General features: G+C 49.0%; 17 protein-coding genes. 4 read left to right on the top strand and 13 right to left on the bottom strand.

Annotated elements, in window-relative coordinates; genetic code table 11:
- Positions 1–42: 42 nt before the first annotated feature.
- The 11 genes from atpA to mioC form a co-directional block, all read right to left on the bottom strand.
- Positions 43–1,584 (bottom strand): F0F1 ATP synthase subunit alpha, encoded by a 1,542-nt coding sequence (gene atpA / locus WG68_RS08025; RefSeq protein ID WP_046557145.1) that lies wholly within the window; start codon positions 1,582–1,584, stop codon positions 43–45.
- A gap of 14 nt (positions 1,585–1,598) precedes the next feature.
- The gene (gene atpH, locus WG68_RS08030) at positions 1,599–2,132 is read right to left on the bottom strand and encodes a F0F1 ATP synthase subunit delta (RefSeq protein ID WP_046557146.1); all 534 of its coding nucleotides are present in this window, start codon (positions 2,130–2,132) and stop codon (positions 1,599–1,601) included.
- 12 nt (positions 2,133–2,144) lie between these two features.
- Positions 2,145–2,615: a F0F1 ATP synthase subunit B gene (gene atpF / locus WG68_RS08035; RefSeq protein ID WP_046557147.1), complete on the bottom strand. Its 471-nt coding sequence runs from the start codon at positions 2,613–2,615 to the stop codon at positions 2,145–2,147.
- Positions 2,616–2,668: 53 nt separating this feature from the next.
- The gene (gene atpE, locus WG68_RS08040; protein WP_046557148.1) at positions 2,669–2,926 is read right to left on the bottom strand and encodes a F0F1 ATP synthase subunit C; all 258 of its coding nucleotides are present in this window, start codon (positions 2,924–2,926) and stop codon (positions 2,669–2,671) included.
- Between the two features lie 47 nt (positions 2,927–2,973).
- Positions 2,974–3,840: a F0F1 ATP synthase subunit A gene (gene atpB / locus WG68_RS08045; RefSeq protein ID WP_046557149.1), complete on the bottom strand. Its 867-nt coding sequence runs from the start codon at positions 3,838–3,840 to the stop codon at positions 2,974–2,976.
- Between the two features lie 15 nt (positions 3,841–3,855).
- Positions 3,856–4,230 (bottom strand): ATP synthase subunit I, encoded by a 375-nt coding sequence (locus WG68_RS08050; protein WP_046557222.1) that lies wholly within the window; start codon positions 4,228–4,230, stop codon positions 3,856–3,858.
- Positions 4,231–4,361: 131 nt separating this feature from the next.
- Positions 4,362–5,240, bottom strand: a complete 879-nt coding sequence (locus WG68_RS08055) for a ParB/RepB/Spo0J family partition protein (RefSeq protein WP_046557150.1) — start codon at positions 5,238–5,240, stop codon at positions 4,362–4,364.
- Between the two features lie 29 nt (positions 5,241–5,269).
- Positions 5,270–6,064: a ParA family protein gene (locus WG68_RS08060; RefSeq protein WP_046557151.1), complete on the bottom strand. Its 795-nt coding sequence runs from the start codon at positions 6,062–6,064 to the stop codon at positions 5,270–5,272.
- Positions 6,065–6,082: 18 nt separating this feature from the next.
- The gene (rsmG, locus tag WG68_RS08065) at positions 6,083–6,700 is read right to left on the bottom strand and encodes a 16S rRNA (guanine(527)-N(7))-methyltransferase RsmG (RefSeq protein ID WP_046557152.1); all 618 of its coding nucleotides are present in this window, start codon (positions 6,698–6,700) and stop codon (positions 6,083–6,085) included.
- A gap of 10 nt (positions 6,701–6,710) precedes the next feature.
- Positions 6,711–8,600, bottom strand: a complete 1,890-nt coding sequence (gene mnmG / locus WG68_RS08070; protein ID WP_046557153.1) for a tRNA uridine-5-carboxymethylaminomethyl(34) synthesis enzyme MnmG — start codon at positions 8,598–8,600, stop codon at positions 6,711–6,713.
- 585 nt (positions 8,601–9,185) lie between these two features.
- Positions 9,186–9,632: an FMN-binding protein MioC gene (gene mioC / locus WG68_RS08075; RefSeq protein WP_046557154.1), complete on the bottom strand. Its 447-nt coding sequence runs from the start codon at positions 9,630–9,632 to the stop codon at positions 9,186–9,188.
- A 161-nt stretch (positions 9,633–9,793) separates the two neighbouring features.
- Here mioC and WG68_RS08080 point away from each other — a divergent pair, with 161 nt between their 5' ends.
- The 4 genes from WG68_RS08080 (at position 9,794) to WG68_RS08095 (ending at position 14,135) form a co-directional block, all read left to right on the top strand.
- Positions 9,794–11,602, top strand: a complete 1,809-nt coding sequence (locus WG68_RS08080; RefSeq protein ID WP_200897561.1) for a DEAD/DEAH box helicase — start codon at positions 9,794–9,796, stop codon at positions 11,600–11,602.
- Between the two features lie 290 nt (positions 11,603–11,892).
- On the top strand, positions 11,893–12,315 hold the full coding sequence (gene trxC / locus WG68_RS08085; protein ID WP_046557155.1) for a thioredoxin TrxC: 423 nt from the start codon (positions 11,893–11,895) through the stop codon (positions 12,313–12,315).
- A 26-nt stretch (positions 12,316–12,341) separates the two neighbouring features.
- Entirely contained in the window at positions 12,342–12,833 is a 492-nt protein-coding gene (locus WG68_RS08090) for a YbhB/YbcL family Raf kinase inhibitor-like protein (protein ID WP_046557156.1), read from the top strand.
- A 117-nt stretch (positions 12,834–12,950) separates the two neighbouring features.
- Positions 12,951–14,135: a YbfB/YjiJ family MFS transporter gene (locus WG68_RS08095; protein WP_046557157.1), complete on the top strand. Its 1,185-nt coding sequence runs from the start codon at positions 12,951–12,953 to the stop codon at positions 14,133–14,135.
- 97 nt (positions 14,136–14,232) lie between these two features.
- On the opposite strand, the gene mnmE is transcribed toward WG68_RS08095, so the two are convergent.
- Both mnmE and yidC read right to left on the bottom strand, forming a co-directional pair.
- Positions 14,233–15,597 (bottom strand): tRNA uridine-5-carboxymethylaminomethyl(34) synthesis GTPase MnmE, encoded by a 1,365-nt coding sequence (gene mnmE, locus WG68_RS08100; RefSeq protein ID WP_046557158.1) that lies wholly within the window; start codon positions 15,595–15,597, stop codon positions 14,233–14,235.
- Positions 15,598–15,796: 199 nt separating this feature from the next.
- Positions 15,797–17,461: a membrane protein insertase YidC gene (gene yidC / locus WG68_RS08105; RefSeq protein WP_046557159.1), complete on the bottom strand. Its 1,665-nt coding sequence runs from the start codon at positions 17,459–17,461 to the stop codon at positions 15,797–15,799.
- Position 17,462: the final 1 nt, after the last annotated feature.

Below are 17,462 nucleotides of genomic sequence, written 5' to 3' on the forward strand. Positions count from 1 at the left end.
GTTTCATTCAACGAACGGGGTGGCCATAGCCACCCGCGTACTTTACCAAGTTTGAGTTGCTTTAAACTTCTCAATGGCCGCTTTTAGCGACGACTCGATTTGATCGTTGTAGTTACCGGTTTTCGCGATATCAGCCATAAGCTCGGCGTGCTCCGCTTTCATATAAGACAGTAAAGCAGTTTCAAAATCGATGATTTTGGCCACTTCAACATCTTTCATAAAGCCTTTTTCAATAGCGAAAATAGACAGACCCATTTCAGCAACAGACATTGGGCTGTACTGCAGCTGTTTCATCAGCTCAGTCACCTTCTGACCGTGCTCTAACTGGGCGCGGGTTGCTTCATCTAAGTCAGACGCGAACTGGGCAAATGCCGCCAGTTCTGAGTACTGGGCTAATGCCAGACGAATACCACCACCCAGTTTCTTGATGATCTTGGTTTGCGCTGCACCACCTACCCGCGATACTGAAATACCGGCGTTAACCGCAGGGCGGATACCGGCGTTAAACAAGTCTGATTCTAAGAAAATCTGACCATCAGTAATCGAGATTACGTTAGTTGGTACGAAAGCAGAAACGTCACCAGCCTGGGTTTCAATAATTGGCAGCGCAGTTAATGAACCGGTCTGGCCTTTTACTTCGCCGTTAGTTAAACGCTCAACATAGGCGGCGTTAACCCGCGATGCCCGCTCCAGCAAACGAGAGTGAAGATAAAATACGTCACCCGGGTAGGCTTCACGACCTGGTGGCCGACGTAACAGTAATGAAATTTGACGATAAGCTACTGCTTGCTTCGACAAATCATCATATACAATCAGTGCATCTTCACCGCGGTCACGGAAGTATTCACCCATGGTGCAGCCAGAGTAGGGCGCCAGGAACTGCAGAGCAGCCGCTTCAGACGCAGAGGCAACTACCACGATAGTGTTCGCCAGCGCGCCGTGCTCTTCCAGCTTACGTACTACGTTAGCAATGGTAGAAGCTTTCTGGCCAATCGCGACATAGATACATTTTACGCCAGTGGTTTTCTGGTTGATGATGGCATCAATCGCCAGCGCCGTTTTACCGGTCTGACGGTCACCGATTAACAATTCACGTTGGCCACGACCGATAGGGATCATGGCATCAACAGACTTGTAGCCGGTTTGCATTGGCTGATCAACCGATTGACGGTCGATTACGCCCGGGGCGATTTTCTCTACCGGCGCATAACCTGCCGCTTCAATAGGGCCTTTACCATCGATAGGCGCACCTAAGGTGTTAACCACACGGCCTAACAGCTGTGGGCCAACCGGTACTTCTAAAATACGGCCAGTGCTTTTTACTTTGGTGCCTTCAGTTAAGTCCGCATAAGGACCCATTACTACCGCACCGACAGAATTGCGCTCTAAGTTCAGTGCAATAGCATAACGATTGCCAGGAAGCTCGATCATCTCACCTTGCATACAATCAGCAAGGCCATTAATCCGGATAATACCGTCAGTTACCTGAACAATAGTACCTTCGTTACGAGCTTCACTGACCACATTGAACTGAGCAATACGACTCTTGATCAGTTCTGAAATTTCAGTGGAATTCAGTTGCATACTCTATTCCCCAATTATGACTGCAGCGCAGTTGCTAAGCGATCCAGCTTACCGCGGACCGAGCCATCAATAACCATGTCACCTGCCTTGATCAGCATGCCGCCGACCATGTCAGGATTGACGCTACAGTTCAATTTAATTTTGCGTGCCAAACGTTGCGTTAATGCAGCTATCAGCTTGTCTTGTTGAGCACTACTTAAAGTCGTGGCAGAAATAACATCAACGGTTATCTCTTTCTCAAACTCTTCTTTGTGCCCAATAAAAATGGCCAACACTTCAGGCAACGCCAACAAGCGGTGATTTTCTGCCATTACTTTAATAAAGTTTTGGCCCTGCTCATTGAGTTGCTCACCACATACCTGAATAAATATACCGGCTTGCTGTTCAGCAACACCGGTAGTACGTAGCATGGCTGCAACCTGGTCGTTCTTGGCAACTTCTGCCGTAAACACCAGCATTTGCAACCAGGCGTCCAATGCATTTTGCTCTACAGCAAAATCAAAGGCCGCCTTTGCATATGGACGAGCAATATTCGTCAAATCAGACATAGCTCACCCTCTCTACAGTTCTTGTACCAATTTTTCCAGGATGTCGCTGTGAGCAGCTTCGTCGATAGAGCGTTGCAGAATTTTTTCTGCACCCGCGATGGCCAGAGCAGCAACTTGCTTACGTAAGTCTTCCCGTAAACGGTTACCCTCAGCTTCCACCTCGGCTTTGGCCTGCGCCAGAATATGCTCACGTTCAGCATTTGCTTTATCGGCGGCTTCTTCAATTATTTTGGCTTCGCGTTTTTTTGCTTGCTCAATAATTGCTGCAGCTTGTGCTTTAGCATCTTTCAGCTGATCTTTGGCTTTATCCTGGGCTAACGCTAAGTCTTTCTCAGCTCTGTCGGTTGCTGCCAGGCCATGGGCAATTTTCTGCTGACGCGCTTCAATCGCGTTCATCAGTGGTGGCCAGACCAACTTCATACAGAACAGGACAAATGCAGCAAAAGCTATCATTTGACCGATAATAGTCAGAGTCAGATTCACGTCCGCTCCTCCTCAGTTAGTTTGTTTATGGTTAAAAAATGAGCGTGCGCCAATTAACCAACAAACAGAATGTACATGGCAATACCAACTGCGATCATAGAAATCGCATCGATCAGACCTGCCAGGATGAACATTTTAACTTGCAGAGAAGGCGCCAGCTCTGGCTGACGAGCACAAGACTCCAGGAATTTACCACCCATGTTGGCGAAACCTAAAGCAGTACCGATAGCACCAAAACCGATTAACAGGGCAACTGCGATTAATTTTACCGCTTCAACCACTGCTTCTGGCATAGTTAAGATTGTTTCCATTTTTTACTCCGATAGTTAAAGTTAAAGTTAAAGATAAAGGTTAAAAATTAATGATTATCTGCGCTGGCCATGCTCAGGTACACAATGGTCAGCATCATAAACACAAAGGCCTGCAACACGATAACCAGGATATGGAATACCGCCCAGATAAAGTGCAGAGGCAACTGTAACAGACCAATGATGCCGATCAGAATAAAAATCATCTCACCAGCATACAGGTTTCCGTACAAACGCAGTGCCAGTGAAAATGGCTTGGTAATTAACGCCAGCACTTCGAGTAACAGGTTAAATGGCACCAACAGCGCCTGAACATACACATTTTTAGTGTTAAACGGGTGCAGGGTCAGCTCTTTAATAAAACCAACCACCCCTTTAATTTTGATGGAGTAGCCAATCATCAGCACAAACACACCTAATGCCAGCGACACTGTAGTGTTGATATCAGTAGTCGGTACTATCTTCATGTACACATCATGTGAATCCATACCGAAGAAAGTAGCACCAATCCAGCCAGCCAGCGCAGGTAATACGTCTACCGGCACTAAGTCCATCAGGTTCATCAGGAATACCCAGACAAAGATGGTCAAGGCTAACGGGGCAATCAGCTTACTTTTGCCATGAAAGGTGCTTTTGACGTTAGTGTCGACAAATTCAATCAGCATTTCGACAAAACACTGAAATTTGCCAGGTACTGCCAGTTGATCCCGGCCAGCTTTAACAGCCGCTATCCGGAATAACCATAAAAACAAAATACCCAGACCAATAGACCACGCTAATGTATCAATATGTAATACCCAGAACCCGGATTCACTACACGCTTTGTTAAATACGTACTCGCCATTGACGGAACACATTTTCGCGTTAGTAAGGTGGTGCTGAATATGACTTGAAATGCTAGTTTCACCTGCAGCCATGTTTCATCCCAATTATCAATGTTTAAAGAAAATCGCTGTCGACCATTGTGCGAATAACGTCAAGATAAAGCCCGCCATAAGCGGGCCGGCAGCTATTGGCTGCTGCATAACAACGACAAACAACACTATGGTCAAAATTATTTTTAGCGAGTGGCCACGCATCATAGCAGTTCTCGCTTGCTCTGCGCTGCCCCGACCTAAAGTCCAGAATGCAAACATCGCAAAGACAAAATTTGGTACTGCGGCAATCAGGCCGCCTTTAAAAGCCGATTTCGCTGCCAGTTCACCGGCGCCTATTGCAAAGCCTAACGCAGTAACTGCGGCCACTGCGACCTGAAAAGCAATCAGCTTGTAGGCTGATATGCGAACCTGTCGCGGGCTTGGTTGCATTACAACTCCAGTTTCTGAATACGGCGAAAACATGGCTAAAAAACTGCGGCAAGTATACTTATCCATGCCTGTTTTGCAACAAAAAGCGGCTTTAGCGCTGTCTTGTCACTGCTTTAGCAGCAAGCACAGAGTTAATCGGGCTCGCTCAGTTGTAATTTACCTAAAATACCGTCTAACTCGTCCAGATTGCTGTAACTGATCACTAATTGACCTTTGCCTTTCTGGTTGTAATTTATTTGCACCGGCGCGGCGAAACGCTCACTTAACCGCAGCTCCAGGGCATTAACATCAGGGTCTTTTGCTTTAGCGGCAACGACGGCTTTCGGCTCCAGCACACGCCGCACCAAACTTTCGGTTTCCCGCACCGTCAGCTGCTTGTGCGCCACCAAGCGGGCTGTTTCAGACTGGCTGTCATCAGTCAAAGCCAGTAATGCCCGGGCATGGCCCATTTCAATATCGCCGTGTTCCAGCAATACCTTCACATCGTCGTTCAGCGCGTTTAAGCGTAGTAAGTTAGTAACTGTAGTGCGCGATTTACCCACCGCATCAGCTACTTGTTGATGCGTTAATTCAAATTCTGTCAGTAACCGGTCCAGCGCCACCGCTTCTTCCATTGCATTCAGATCTTCGCGTTGAATGTTTTCAATCAGGGCAATAGCCACCGCAGCTTCATCCGGCACATTTTTTATCAGGCAGGGTACTTCTGACAGCCTGGCCAGCTGGGCTGCCCGCCAGCGGCGCTCGCCGGCAATAATTTCATAGCTATTTTCGCTGACAAAACGCACCACTATCGGCTGAATAACGCCCTGCGCCCGGATTGAACTGGCCAAATCTTCCAGTGCGTCCTGCGACATATCTTTACGGGGCTGGTATTTACCGGGCCGTAAGAACTCTAGCGGTAGCTTTTGTAATTCAGCTGACTGCTGGTTGGCCTGATGGTGCTCTGTCGTTTTATTTGACGTGAGTAAAGCATCTAAGCCCCGTCCTAAACCGCGTTTTTTAACCGACATGCGCAAAAATATCCTTTAACGTAGCGTTATTATACTGAGGTCGCTTTACCACTGATTTTTTTCTCGGAGCGGCGCAAAATTTCGCCTGCCAGCGCCAGATAAGCTTTAGAGCCGGTAGAATTTTTATCGTAATACATCACCGGTGTACCAAAACTGGGCGCTTCTGCTAACCTGACATTGCGCGGGATCACGGCCCGATATACTTTGTCACCAAAATGTTGTTTTAATTGCTCGGATACATCGTTAGCCAGGCGGTTACGGGGGTCGTACATAGTACGTAAAATACCCTCAATTTTTAAATCAGCGTTGATCACAGCCGCCAGTTTATTAATGGTATCAACCAGTGCTGTCAGGCCTTCTAAGGCAAAATATTCGCATTGCATCGGTACCAGTACGGTATCGGCTGCTGCCATGGCATTGACCGTCAGCATATTAAGTGAAGGCGGGCAGTCGATAAAAATAAAATCATAACTGCTGCGGTAATCTTTTAACGCAGTGCGTAAACGCAGTTCGCGGGCAAATACATCCATCAATCGCACTTCAGCGGCAGTGACATCAGAGTTGGCTGCTACCAGGTGATAACCGCCGGTGGTTTCTTTAACTACAACTTCTAACAGCGGTTTTTGTTCGATTAACAGCTCGTAAGCGGTGGCATGCACTTCGTATTTATCAACGCCACTGCCCATGGTAGCGTTGCCCTGTGGGTCTAAATCAATCAGCAGAACCTTGCGCTTGGTAGCCGCCATTGACGCTGCTAAGTTTACAGCAGTGGTGGTTTTACCTACTCCACCTTTTTGATTGGCAATGGCTATGATTTTACCCACAAAGCTCCCTCGTTATGGTTAGGCGCTGGCAATGATAACCAGATGCCGGCTGGCATCCAGTTCTGGTACCTGCAATGGTATAACTGCAGTTACTTTAACAAAATCCGGCAAAGCTGCAATTTCTTCTTGCACCGCTGCCCCCTTCATTGCATAAAAATGGCCATTGGCAGCGGGTAAATGGCGACACCAGTGCAACATATCATGGGTTGAGGCAAAAGCCCGGCTGATTACACCATCATAAGGTTCCACTGGCTGATGTTGCTCAACCCGGCTTTGCAGCGGATGGATATTAGCCAGACCAAGTTGCATTTTCACCTGATTTAAAAAACGTATCCGTTTGCCTAAACTATCTAACAAAGTAAATTGTTTATCGGGGTAATATATCGCCAGCAATACTCCTGGCAAACCCGGACCTGTGCCAACATCAATAAAATGGGTGCCTTGTAAGTGCGGCGCAATCACCAGGCTATCCATAACATGCTTCACCAGCATATCGGCCGGATCTCTGACAGAAGTCAGGTTATAGGCGCCATTCCATTTATCAAGCAACTTTACATAGTCTGTACACTGTTGCAGTTGCTTGTCACTAAGTTGCAGGCTGGTTTTTGCGACCAGCTGCCGCAGTTTTTCTAGCATTCCGATCCCTTCAGGCTGATTTACGCAGTAAACCCTGTTTTTTCAGGTAAACCAACAATACTGATATGGCGGCAGGTGTGATACCGGAGATCCGTGATGCCTGGCCTACCGTTGCCGGCTGGCTTTGGTTTAATTTCATAATTACTTCATTGGATAAGCCTTTAACTGCGCTGTAATCAAAGGTTCCGGGCAGTTTAGTAGCTTCATTACGCTGTTGCTTGGCAATTTCATCCTGCTGACGATTAATATAACCTTCATATTTAATCTGGATTTCTACCTGCTCAGCGGCTATCGGATCGGTTAAAGCAGGGCCTAAACCATCAATACTCATCAAATGCTGATAAGTCATTTCTGGCCGGCGAACTAATTCTTCTAAACTGGCTTCGCGGCTTAATGGTGTTTTCAATAACTGGTTTACTGCGGGCAATGCGTTGTGCTGTGGATGGATCCAGCTTTGCTGTAAGCGTTGCCGCTCCAGTGCTATCTGTTCCATTTTTTCACTAAAAACCCGCCAGCGTTGATCATCAACCAGACCCAGTTCACGGCCCTTGGTTGTTAAACGGGCATCGGCATTATCTTCACGCAGCAGTAACCGGTACTCAGCCCGGCTGGTAAACATGCGGTAAGGCTCTTTAGTACCCTGGGTAGTTAGATCGTCAACCAGCACCCCTAAGTAAGCCTGGTCGCGGCTGGGTGCCCAGGCATCACGTTCAGTAGCGAATAAACCAGCGTTCAGACCGGCTAACAAGCCCTGCGCACCGGCTTCTTCATAGCCGGTGGTGCCATTGATCTGGCCGGCAAAAAATAAGCCTTTTATAAATTTGGTTTGCAATGAACTTGTCAGATCCCGCGGGTCAAAAAAGTCATACTCAATCGCATAGCCTGGCCGGGTAATATGGGCGTTTTCCATGCCCTTAATTGAACGGACTATTGCTAACTGTACATCAAACGGCAAGCTGGTTGAAATGCCATTAGGGTAAAGCTCATGAGTGGTTAAGCCTTCTGGTTCAATAAAGATTTGGTGCTGATCCTTATCGGCAAAACGCATTACTTTGTCTTCAATTGACGGACAATACCGTGGACCTATGCCTTCAATCACCCCGGTATACATCGGCGAGCGATCCAGATTGTCGCGTATTACCTGATGAGTTTGCTCATTGGTATAGGTGATGTAGCAGGGGATTTGTGCTGGATGATCGCTATGCTTGCCTAAAAACGAAAATACCGGGGTAGGATTATCACCCGGTTGTGGCTGCATCACAGAAAAATCAACGGTTCTGGCATCAATTCGTGGTGGTGTACCTGTTTTTAGCCGATCAACCCGAAACGGTAGTTCACGTAAACGTTTTGCCAGGGCGATGGATGGCGGATCACCGGCTCTGCCACCGGAGAATTGTTCTAAACCAATATGGATTTGCCCGCCGAGAAAAGTGCCAACAGTCAGTACTACTGCTTTAGCACGGAATTTTAACCCCATCTGGGTAACGACACCGCGCACCTGATCTTGCTCAACAATCAGATCATCGCAAGCTTGCTGAAAGATCCGCAAGTTAGGTTGATTTTCCAGAATGTTGCGGATAGCAGCACGGTATAATTGGCGATCCGCCTGGGCGCGGGTTGCTCTGACAGCAGGGCCCTTTGAGCTGTTCAGGGTACGAAACTGAATACCGCCTTTGTCAGCAGCAATAGCCATGGCGCCACCTAAGGCATCAATTTCTTTTACCAAATGACCTTTGCCAATACCACCAATCGCCGGATTACAAGACATCTGGCCCAGGGTTTCAACATTATGAGTTAACAATAAGGTGTGCATACCCATGCGGGCAGCGGCTAAGGCAGCTTCGGTACCAGCATGGCCGCCACCGACAACGATCACATCAAAGGTTTCTTGATACAACATATCTGCCTCAACTCTGGCTTTAAAGCCGCTTCAAAATAGGGCGCGTATTGTAGCGCGATCCGGCAACTTGTGAAACGTTTAAAGCGACTGCGGATCTGATTAATATATATAAGATCTATTTAAAGATCTTTTTACTACTACTACTATTAAGCAGCGTGTTTTCGGTGGATAAACCTTTATTACAAATGAGGATCAATAGCTTAAATAGGATCAGATCCTGTGATCAAGGTTGGATCAAGCCTGTTTGAACAGGTGGACAACTTAGCTACTTATACACAGGGTGGACTGATAAATTTTTTATAAAGAGCATAAGTACAGGTTTAACACCGGATAAAAGCTTAGTTATGCACATTTATTTTTAGTTGGATGAAACTTTGTTGATAACTTAAGGGTAAGGTGTATTGGCATGTACCGCTATATCACGTGATAACGGCATTTTATCAAGTCTTTATCAGCGTATTGTTAAGCAGGCACCAGCTTAGTCGGGTATGGTGGTGCCTGGTTGGTTTTATTGCTGAGGTCAACCGGGAGCAGTGATTTGTTTAACTGTTCTTCCTGAGATACTTGTGTTTTGGCGAGTGGTAATCACTCGCCTTTTTTTATGCGACCGATTAATTGTGGCAGCCAACATAGCGCCTGATCTTCCGGCAACGCCTCTGTTAACACATCAATTTCCAGGTTGCTGAGCAGCGGTTCTGCGCCCTGTTGTTGCAATAACTGGCTTAACGTTCGCCCTGCCTGACAAAAAGTATCGTAGCTGGAGTCACCTAAAGTGATCACGGCGAAAGAAAGTGTGGTAAGATCACACCGATCTTGTGCTAATTGATCCGCAAAGGGTTGAATATTATCAGGCAGATCTCCTGCGCCATAGGTGGATGTGATCACTAACCAGACGTGAGTCGGGTTTAGCTGATCCAAATCGGGTTGAAGATGAAGCTTAGCTTCATATCCCGCTTGTACCAGTGTTTCAGCAACTTGTTCTGCCACATATTCCGCTGCGCCCATTTGGCTGCCAACGAGGATTTCTATCATGGATTCCTCCAGGTGGTAAATGTTTGGCTATACTACTGGAATAAAATCGGGGAAAGCTATGTCTTTTGCCCGCTTTCGTGTTTTTACTGCATTGCAGGCCAGGTAAAAACAACAATAGCACTTACCAACAAGCCTGCGTGTGATTGAGGTTATAACAACGTATGTCTGAAATTTTGTCTTTTTCCCAGCTAATGCTGCCGGAACCGCTGGTACGAGCGGTCGCTGAACTTGGTTACGAAACCCCATCGCCTATCCAGGCGGCGGCTATTCCAAAACTATTGGCTGGTGAAGACGTGTTAGGCCAGGCGCAAACAGGTACCGGTAAAACCGGCGCTTTTGCCCTGCCTTTACTTGCCCGGCTTGACCCGGCGCAAAACGATCCGCAAATTCTGGTGCTGGCACCTACCCGCGAACTGGCTATTCAGGTAGCCGAAGCTTTTCAAGCTTATGCCCGCTATATGCCGGCATTTCATGTACTGCCGTTATACGGTGGTCAAAGTTATACCAACCAGCTGAAATCACTGAAACGTGGTTCGCAGGTTATTGTTGGTACTCCAGGCCGTATTCTGGATCACTTAGACCGTGGTACCCTGAAGCTGGACAAACTTCGCGCCATCGTGCTGGATGAAGCCGATGAAATGCTACGCATGGGTTTTATTGATGACGTGCAAACTATTATGGATGCGACCCCACCGGGCCGCCAGGTTGCAATGTTCTCGGCGACTATGCCAGCGCAAATTCGCGCTATTGCTCAGAAGCATTTAAAAAATGCGGAAGAAATTAAAATTGCTTCCAAAACCAGCACCGTTGAGCGGATCTCTCAGCGCTATGTGTTGCTTGATTCCAACCAGAAGCTGGATGCATTAACCCGCTTACTGGAAGGTGAAGAATACGATGCCAGCATTGTGTTTGTGCGCACCAAAAGTGCCACTGAGGAAATTGCTGAAAAACTGGGCGCCCGCGGCTATGCCGTAGCCTGTTTAAATGGTGATATGAATCAGGCTCACCGCGAGCTAACCATCCGTAAGATGAAAGCCAGTCAATTAGACATTATTGTTGCCACTGACGTAGCTGCCCGTGGTTTGGATGTTGAGCGGATTAGCTTAGTGGTTAACTATGATATTCCGTACGACAGTGAAGCTTACGTGCACCGCATTGGTCGTACTGGGCGTGCGGGTCGGGAAGGTAAAGCGATATTATTCGTATCACCACGTGAACGCCGCTTACTACGTACCATTGAGCATGCAACCAAGCAACCTATTGAGCAAATGTCACTGCCTACCGGCCAAGTGATTGAGCAACGCCGGATTGAATCGTTCCGTGAACAACTGGCGCAAACCATCGAAACCCAGAACCTGAATTTTTTCCAGGAGCTGGTAACCGATTGGCGCGAAAAGCTGGAAACTACCGATGTTGATCTGGCTGCTGCATTGTTATTTCTGGCGCAGAAAAATCAGCCGTTAAACGTGGCCAAGCAATTTCCGGAATTACGCCAGCCGCATGCGCGGGGCGAGCGGGAAGAGCGACCACGGCGCGAACGTAGTGATCGCCCGGAACGTTCAGCTGACCGTCCGGAGCGCTCAGGCGAACGGCCAGATCGTGGCCCACGGGTACGCCGCGAAATGAAAGGTGATTACAACAATTACCGGATTGAAGTAGGCAAAGAACATGGCGTACGCGCTGGTGATATCGTGGGTGCGATTGCCAACGAAGCCAATATCGACAGCCAGTTTATAGGTAACATTAAACTGTTTGATCATTTCAGTACTGTGGAATTACCGGCCAATATTCCGGCGGAAATTTTCCAGCACCTGAAAAAGGTTTATGTGCGTAAGCAAAAGCTGAATATCAGTATTGATACCGGCAGTACCACTGGTAATGCTGGCCCAGCTGCGGGTGGCGAAAAACGCAGTGGCCCAGGCCCGCGTCCGGGTGCTGCACCACGGGCACCGCGTAAACCACGAGACTAACCGTAAGTTGTGATATTAAACCCTGCCCCGGCAGGGTTTTTTTATGGCGGGTGGTTTAAACTTGGCTTAACGTAACCCATTTAGCTTATACAAAAGGCTTAGAATACCCGTTTTGGGCGACACAGAGTGTCTGAGTCCTGCCGCAGGCAAAGGACGAGTTGCTGTGGCGAGCCAAAGCGGGTGTTGTAAGCCTGTTATCTTAAACAGCCTTGTTGCATGCGTTGCTTGGACACTCTGTGGCAACCAAATCGAGGTTCTAAAGCTGCACTTAACATTTTTGGAGTAGCAATATGATAGTTGCCTGCCCGTATTGTCATAGCCTTAACCGTTTGCCTGCCGATAAACAGGCGCTGGACGGGCGTTGTGGTAAATGCAAACAAGCGCTGTTTTGCGGCGCACCGCTTGAGTTGACCAGTGCTAATTTTGCCGCTCATGCCAACAAAGCCGAGTTGCCGTTAGTGGTCGATTTTTGGGCCAGCTGGTGCGGCCCTTGTAAAAGCTTTGCGCCGGTATTTAGCCAGGCGGCCGCTGAGCTGGAACCGCACTTTCGCTTTGGTAAAATTAATACCGAACAGCAGCAACAGCTGGCGGCCCAGTTTGCTATTCGTTCTATTCCTACCTTAATGGTGTTTAAACAAGGTAAAATAGTGGCGCAGCAAGCCGGCGCCTTACCCAAACAAGCCTTTTATCAGTGGTTATCTCAACATAAGTAAGTAGTTACTTACCTTAAGGAGCAAAGATGAACAGCGTTAACTTTACCCTTAACAGTCCGGATATAACAGAAGGCCATTTTATGGCAAAAGCGCAGGAGTTTGATGGCTTTGGCTGTAATGGCAACAACGTGTCACCCGAGCTGAACTGGCAGGGGGCACCCGCTGGTACTAAAAGTTTTGCATTAACGGTATTTGATCCAGATGCGCCAACCAGCTCTGGTTTCTGGCACTGGTTAGTGGCTGATATTCCCGCTGATGCCCATGGCCTGGCGCGCAGTGCAGGCAAAGGCAGTCTGCCGCCAGGCTGTCGCAGTTTTAAAAATGACTACGGTAGTAAAGACTTTGGCGGCGCCTGCCCACCAGAGGGCCATGGTATGCATCGTTATCAGTTTACTGTCTGGGCGCTACCGGAAGACACTTTGGCAGTGCCGGATGATGCCAGTGCCGCGGTCGTTAGTTTTATGCTACATGCTAACGCGCTGGGCAAAGCGACCCTGACCGCAACGTACGCCCGTTAGCTATATATAGTTTGCCAACTGAGACTAAGGCCGCATACCGCGGCCTTTTTTTCTGGGCTAAGCTGGTTTTTTTACCAATGAGATAGCAGCCTGAGCAGATTATCGCAAAGTCAGCCTGTGCCACAGCGCTATTATGTGTTGCTAGCCGGCTTTTTCAGTCAGTTACTTTGTCTGGGCGTTGCGCGCTTTGCCTATACGCCCTTGCTGCCATTAATGCAGCAGCAAACAATGCTGACGGATAGCAGCGGCGGAATGCTGGCGGCCGTTAATTACCTGGGTTATATGGCTGGCGCATTACTGGCAGCCAGCCTGAGTGATCTGAGGTTAAAAGATAGCCTGTACCGGCTTGGCTTACTGTTAGCGGTGGTAAGTACTCTGGGTATGGCATTAACTCAGAATGTCTATCTGTGGTCAGTCTGGCGCTTTGTGGCTGGCCTAAGCAGTGCCGGTTCTATGCTGATTGCCTCTGGCCTGATCATGCACTGGCTGTTAAGCCACCGGCAACGGGCTGAACTGGGTATTCACTTTGCCGGTCTGGGTTTTGGTATCGCACTTTCGGCTGTGTTGGTAGAGCTGATGCTAAGGCTGCAACTGGATTGGCGCGCCCAGTGGCAATACCTGGCGATATTTGCGGTGCTGCTGGCTGTGCCGGCCTGGCGCTGGTTGCCCAGGCCCAAGCCGCTTGCGTTAGGTACTCAGCCGTTAGGCAGTGATCCGCCACCCGCTAAACGCTTTATCCGGCTAATGTTGGCCAGCTATTTTTGCGCCGGTTACGGTTATGTTATTAGCGCCACCTTTATCGTAACCATAGTAGAGCGACTGCCAGGCTTAAGCGGCAGCGGTAATCTGAGTTTTATTGTACTGGGTTTAGCCGCCGCCCCGGCTGTGCTGCTGTGGGACTTTATCGCCCGCAAAACAGGCTATCTGAAAGCCATTATGCTGGCATTGCTGCTGCAAAGCGTCGCTATTTTACTGCCATTGTGGTTTGGCTCGCTAACGGCCATATTGTTAAGTGCCGCGCTATTTGGCGCTACCTTTGTTGGCGTGGTGAGTTTAGTGCTAACCATGGCAGGGCGCTTATATCCGAGTAAACCAGCCAAATTAATGGGAAAAATGACCCTGGCGTACGGCAGTGCTCAGGTTATTGCCCCTGCATTAACGGGCCATCTGGCAGAAGTAAGTGGCCACTATACTCTGGGCCTTTATTTAGCCGCTGGTTTTGTCGGCCTGGGCGCTGTGCTGATAGCGGTGTTGATCCTAACTGACAACACTGCGCAGCGGTTAGATGTGGTTAATCATTAATACCAGCTTCTGTGTTTCTATTGGTAGCAGTTATCCGGCTATTCCGGATAACTGCATTCAGCTGCCACACATAAATACTTACAGGGACACATTAATATTACTTGCCGATACAAAAGCTCGAGAAAATCCGGCCCAGTAAATCATCACTGCTAAACTCACCGGTGATTTCATTTAAGTGCTGCTGGGTTAGCCGCAGCTCTTCGGCGAGGATTTCGCCGGCGATATAGCTGTGCAGTTGTTCCTGACCAATCGCCAGGTGCTCGGCTGCGCGGTCCAGTGCGTCTAAATGGCGGCGGCGGGCCAGAAAGCTGCCCTCGGTGCTGGCGTCAAAGCCGATGCATTGTTTTAAATGCTCGCGCAGTGCATCGATGCCGGCGCCGGTTTTGGCCGATAAACGAAACACTGGCGAGTTGCCGCTTTCATCTGGCGTCATGGGCTCGCCGGTTAAATCGGCTTTATTGCGAATAACAGTAACGCCGAGGCTTGCGGGCAGGCGGTCGATAAAATCTGGCCAGATGTCATGCGGACCAGTGGCGTTGGTGGTGGTGCCATCTACCATAAACAGTACCCGATCGGCCTGGGCAATTTCCTGCCAGGCGCGCTCAATGCCTATTTGCTCGACCTGGTCGGTGGCTTTGCGCAGGCCGGCGGTGTCGATAATATGCAGTGGCATACCATCGATATGAATATGCTCGCGCAGAACATCGCGGGTGGTGCCGGCTATTTCGGTAACAATAGCGGCTTCACGCCCGGCTAAGGCATTCAGTAAGCTGGATTTGCCGGCATTAGGCCGGCCGGCTATCACTACTTTCATGCCTTCGCGCAGAATACTGCCCTGAGCCGCCTGTTTTTTAACCGTAGCCAGGTAGTCGATTATATCGGCTAAATCGGCCGCCACTTTGCCATCCGATAAAAAATCGATTTCTTCATCGGGAAAGTCGATAGCCGCTTCAACATACATTCGCAGGTAAATCACTTTTTCAACTAACTCGTGAATACGGCGTGAGAACTCACCCTGCAGCGATTGCATGGCACTGCGGGCGGCCTGCACGCTGCTGGCATCAATTAAGTCTGCTATGGCTTCAGCCTGGGCTAAGTCGAGCTTATCGTTTAAAAAAGCCCGCTCAGAAAACTCACCAGGGCGGGCGATGCGCACGTTGGGCTCTGCCAGCACCTGCTTTAATAACATATCCAGTAGCACCGGGCCGCCATGGCCCTGCAGCTCGAGCACATCTTCGCCGGTAAAAGAATTGGGGCCTGGGAAGTACAGGGCAATGCCCTGATCCAGCACGCTGGCCTGGCTATCAAAAAATGGTAAGTACTCGGCACAGCGCGGTTTAGGCAGCTTGTGTAGCATAGCTTGTGCTACTGCTTTGGTATCAGGGCCGGAAATGCGGATAATACCGACACCGGCGCGGCCGGGGGCGGTGGCTAAAGCGGCGATGGTGTCGGTGTTAAACATAGTTGCCTCTTAATGGAAAAAGCCTGTCGCATGATGCGGACAGGCTAATTTTTACATATGGCCAGAGCCGGGAAATTCCTGCTTCGCCGTCTTCGACAGCACCTCGCTGCTTTTATAAACAACGGGGCTGCCTCAGCCTGCGCGGCTTCCCTGCCGCTGCTACGCAGGAACACCCGACTCCAGCCTGTCGGTATTGTCGTCAGGCTTTCTTAGTATGCAAACCTTTCTTTTCCATACCTTTGTAGATATACAGCATCTGCGCCAGCGAAATCAGGTTACTGACAAACCAGTACAATACCAGACCACTTGGGAACCAGAGGAAGAAGATAGAGAATGCGACTGGCATCCACATCATAATTTTCTGTTGCAGTGGGTCGGTTACCTGCATTGGCGTTAGTTTTTGCATAGCGAACATGCTTAAACCAAATAACACAGGCAGAATGTACAGCGGATCTTTGGCTGATAAGTCGGTGATCCACAGCATAAAGGGGGCGTGGCGTAATTCAACGCTTTCAACGAATACCCAGTATAACGCCAGGAAAATTGGCATTTGCACCAGCATAGGTAAACAGCCACCCATAGGGTTAACCTTTTCCTTGCGGTACAGTTCCATCATTGCCGGGCCCATTTTCTGCCGGTCGTCTTTGTAGCGGGCTTGCAGTTCTTCAATTTTTGGCTTTAAGTTACGCATCTTGGCCATCGATTCATACTGAATTTTGGTCAGCGGATACATCACACCTTTGACAATAACGGTGATCAGAATAATTGCCAGCCCCCAGTTCACCACAAAGCCCTGAATGGTGGTCAGTAGCCAGAATAACGGTTGCGAGATAAAAAACAGGAAGCCGTAGTCGACCGTTAAATCCAGGCCATCGGCCAATTCAGCTAACTTATCCTGTTGCTTCGGGCCGGCATAGAAGGTACTGCTGATCACGGTGCTTTCACCCGGTTGCAGCTCTATTACTTCACTGCGGCTGCCGATAACTCCTTTACTGCCGGCAACCATACTGTATAAGCGCTGTGGTTGGGTTTGATCCGGTATCCAGGCGGCAACAAAGTAATGTTCCAGCATGGCAACCCAACCGCCAATGCTGTTCACGGCCAGGTTTCTCTTGGCCATATCGCCAAAGTCATATTTTTCGTAACGGTCTTCGTTAGTGCCGTAAGCTGCACCACGGTAGATAGGCATCATCATGCTGCTGCTTTCACCGTTATCAATATTTTGCACCAGGTGCTGATACGGCTGAATGCGCTTACTGACGTCACTGTGGTTTTGCACTGAATATTCTACCCGGACATCATATCTGCCGCGGCTGAAAATATAGCGCTTTTCAATTTGCAGGCCATTAAAATGGGTAACCAGCGGCACGATTAACTGATCTTCGCCATCGGCCAGAGTATATTGCTGCTGGCTAAACTGATAAGGCTGGCGGCTATTGGCCTGATCATCCGGGCCATCGGCACCAATTAAGCCCGATTGCGCGGTATATTCAAAACCCGCTAACCGGCGCATTAACACGTAAGGCAGCTCACTGTCTTTGGTTAATTCGTATTCAGGTAAGGTCAGGCCAACAATATCGCCACGACTGGTATCAATTTCAACCGTCAATACGTCGGTGGCAATTCTTACCAGCTGAGCCGAAGGGGTCGCGGTGGCACTAACCTGGCTGGGTGCATCGTCACCGGCCAGCCTGATATCGCCATCGTTGCTGGTGATGCTGCCGCCAGGCACAATAACTTGCCCTTGCTCAGCGGTGGTGGGAGCGACACTTGGCTTTGGGCCGTAATCTTTTTGCCATTCCTGCCAGAGGAAAAAACTGACGATTGCCAGGGCAATTACTAAAAAACTGCGTTGTGAATCCATG

The sequence above is a fragment of the Arsukibacterium ikkense genome (assembly GCF_000987775.1).
In the GTDB taxonomy this organism is placed as follows: Bacteria; Pseudomonadota; Gammaproteobacteria; order Enterobacterales; family Alteromonadaceae; genus Alishewanella; species Alishewanella ikkense.